This is a genomic window from Streptomyces sp. NPDC020362 (assembly GCF_040642095.1).
Lineage (GTDB): Bacteria > Actinomycetota > Actinomycetes > Streptomycetales > Streptomycetaceae > Streptomyces.
Window position 1 is genome coordinate 1 of the sequence record NZ_JBFAET010000411.1, and the last position, 3,061, is coordinate 3,061.

Genomic DNA, 3,061 nt, shown 5'->3' on the forward strand with positions numbered 1-3,061 from the left:
GCGGGACTCCCGCGGGCGCAGGTCGCTGCGCCGCCATCCACGGTCGTCTGTATGCCGCTTGCGGCGACCGCGTTCGGGGCGGAATGACCGCGTCGGCGGAACCTGTGGCGCCGAGCAGCCCCGCAGTGATTGCGAGTGCTGCTGCCGTTGAGGCCAGGGGTGCGGCAACGTAGGAGGTCGTACTCCAGGAAATAATCGCAACTCATCACATCTGAACATGACGCAACAGGGCGGCCTTGCTTCAGGATGCGCCCGTGGCGGGGGTCGGCCGTCAGTCCGACGCCCGAGACGGCTTGGCCGGCGACAGGAGGACTGGCGGCATCCGACACGTCGCGCCTGGTTGTGGGTTCACCCACCCGGGGACATGCCCGCACACAGCGGAGTCTGCGTCGACAAGGCTCCTCACCGGCAGATTCTTTGTCAACAGCCTCGCCTTCGCCGCGGCGCCAACCATCGCCGGACCGACGTCGGCGGTGTTCCCCGTAGCGCAGAAGTGCGCGCCCCCGGGCGTGACGCCGGGCACCAGCAGGGGCCGGAGCCACATCTCCGATCGGTGGCCGGTCGCGATCGCGACCGGCTCCCACACCTTGTTATGAAATGTTGGAATTCCCTGAGTGATCCGTTGACCCCCGGGTGACCTGGTGCTGTCATGTCGCCAGCCTCATTCGAAATCGTTCGATTCTGTGAGAGCTGCACCCATTGACCCGCCATGTGAGTCCCGCCCCTGGGAGGCATCCCTTGGCCAGAATCTGTGCGACCATCGGGCGACTCGGCCGCCCGCTCGTCGCCCTCGCACTCCTCGCAGCCGCCCCGGCAACCGTCTTCGCCGCCACCCCGGCGACCGCGCTCGAGCCCACACCGGCCCAAGGTCCGGCTCCCGACATAGCCGCCAACCCGCCCATGGGATGGAGCAGTTGGAGCTTTCTCCGGCAGAATCCGACCGAGGCCAACATCAAGGCCCAGGCCGCCGCGCTCGCCAAGAGCGGGCTGACCGGTCACGGCTACACCTACGTCAACATCGATGACTTCTGGTATCTCAACCCTGCCGCCACCGTGGATACCTACGGCCGCTGGGCCACCGACCCGGCGCGGTTCCCTCACGGTATGGCAGCGGTCGGCAGCTACGTGCACAAGCTCGGCGAAAAGTTTGGGATGTACCTGACACCAGGCATCCCGGTAGCCGCGTACCAGCAGAACACGCCGATCGAGGGCACCTCCTTCCACGCCCGCGACATCGTCTCCGACACCACCCACTACGAGACCAACTACAACTTCGGCAGCGGGTCGATGTACTACATCGACTACGCCAAGAACCCCGCCGCCGCTCAGGCGTTCCTCAACTCCTGGGCCGACCAGCTTGCCTCGTACGGCGTGGACTACCTGAAGATCGACGGGGTCGGCGACTGGGACATCCCCGACATCCAGCACTGGTCCGAGGCCCTGCGGCAGTCCGGTCGGGCGATCCACCTGGAGCTCTCCAACAACCTCGACGTCAACAACGCCCCGACCTGGCGTCAGTACACCAACGGCTGGCGCATCGACGGCGACATCGAGTGCTACTGCAGCTCCTCCTCCTATCCGCTGACCAACTGGAACAACGTCGCCCAGCGGTTCGCCGACGTGCCGCAGTGGACGCAGTTCGCCGGGCCGGGCGGCTGGAACGACCTGGACTCGATCGAGGTGGGCAACGGTGCCGACAACGGCCTCAACCTCGACGAACGGCAGACCCAGATGACCCTCTGGGCGATCACCGGGTCGCCGCTGCTGCTCGGCACCGACCTCACTCGGCTGGACAGCGCTGACCTGAAGCTGCTCGGCAACGACGCGGTGATCGCGGTTGACCAGGCCGGCCACCCGGCACGGCCGGTGGACCGGCTGACCCAGCAGCAGGCCTGGTACGCGCCGAACCCGGACGGCAGCTACACCGTCGCTCTGTTCAACCTGGGCTCCTCGGCCGCGACCGTCACGGCCCACTGGTCCGACCTCGGCTTCAGCGGCTCGGCCTCGGTACGCGACCTGTGGAGTCACCAGGACCTCGGTTCCGCAGCCGGGGTCTTCAGCGCTACCCTCGACCCCCACGGTAGCCGCCTGCTCAAGGTGACCCCGGCCGCCGGATCGCACTACACGGCGATGCACTACAACCTGGTCAACGCGGCAACCGGCCAGTACCTGGATGTCCAGGGGGCGTCCACCTCCGCCAACGCCGGTCTGGTCCAGGAGCCGGCCAACGGCGCCGCCGATCAGCAGTGGCAGCTCGTCCCCACCGGCGACGGCTCCTACAAGATCGACAACGTCAAGAGCGGTCTCCTTGCCAGCCTCCGTGGCTCCAGCGCCGTCAGCGGAGCCCAACTGGTACAGCGCCAGGACGACCACAAGGCAAACTCCCAGTTCCAGCTGACCCCGACCGGCGACGGCTCCTACACGATCCGAACGCGCTCCAGCGGTCTGCAGCTCGACATCGTCAAGGGCTCGACCGCGGCCGGCGCGGCCGTCGTCCAGGCCACGGCAGCCGGCTCGGCCAGCCAGCACTGGCGGCTCGTACCCGTCCCCGTGCTCGGAGCGCCGTACAAACTGGTCAACGCTGCGAGCGGCGGCCGCATGGACGTCGACGGGGACTCCACTGCCGACGGCGCGCACATCCTGCAGTGGCAGGACAACGGGAACTCCGACCAGTTGTGGACCTTCGCCCCGCAGGGCGACGGTGTCTACACCATCACCAACGCCCACAGCGGCAAGCTGCTCAACATCCCCGGCCCCACGACCGCCAAGGGGACCCAGCTGGCCCAGTACCACGACGACGGCAACAGCAACTCCCGGTGGACACTGCTCGATGCCGGCCCCAACCAGGTGCAGCTGAAGAGTGTGTACGACGGCCAGTTGGTCGACTTGTCGAACAGCTCGCTCAGTAACGGTGGGGTAGTGCTCCAGTGGCCCGCCGACGGCGGGACCAACCAGCGGTGGAGCCTGGTGACGCCCTGACTCCCTCCTGACCCACACGACCGGAGCCAGAGGTCCCGAGGGAGCACCGCGCCCACGGGACCCCCGCACAGGAGCCCCACGG

1 protein-coding gene is annotated in these 3,061 nt (G+C 67.7%); it reads left to right on the forward strand.

Translation table 11 applies throughout. The features are described 5' to 3' along the window. Positions 1-738: 738 nt before the first annotated feature. The gene (locus tag AB0H32_RS47615) at positions 739-2,979 is read left to right on the forward strand and encodes an alpha-galactosidase (RefSeq protein WP_361135772.1); all 2,241 of its coding nucleotides are present in this window, start codon (positions 739-741) and stop codon (positions 2,977-2,979) included. Positions 2,980-3,061 lie beyond the last annotated feature (82 nt).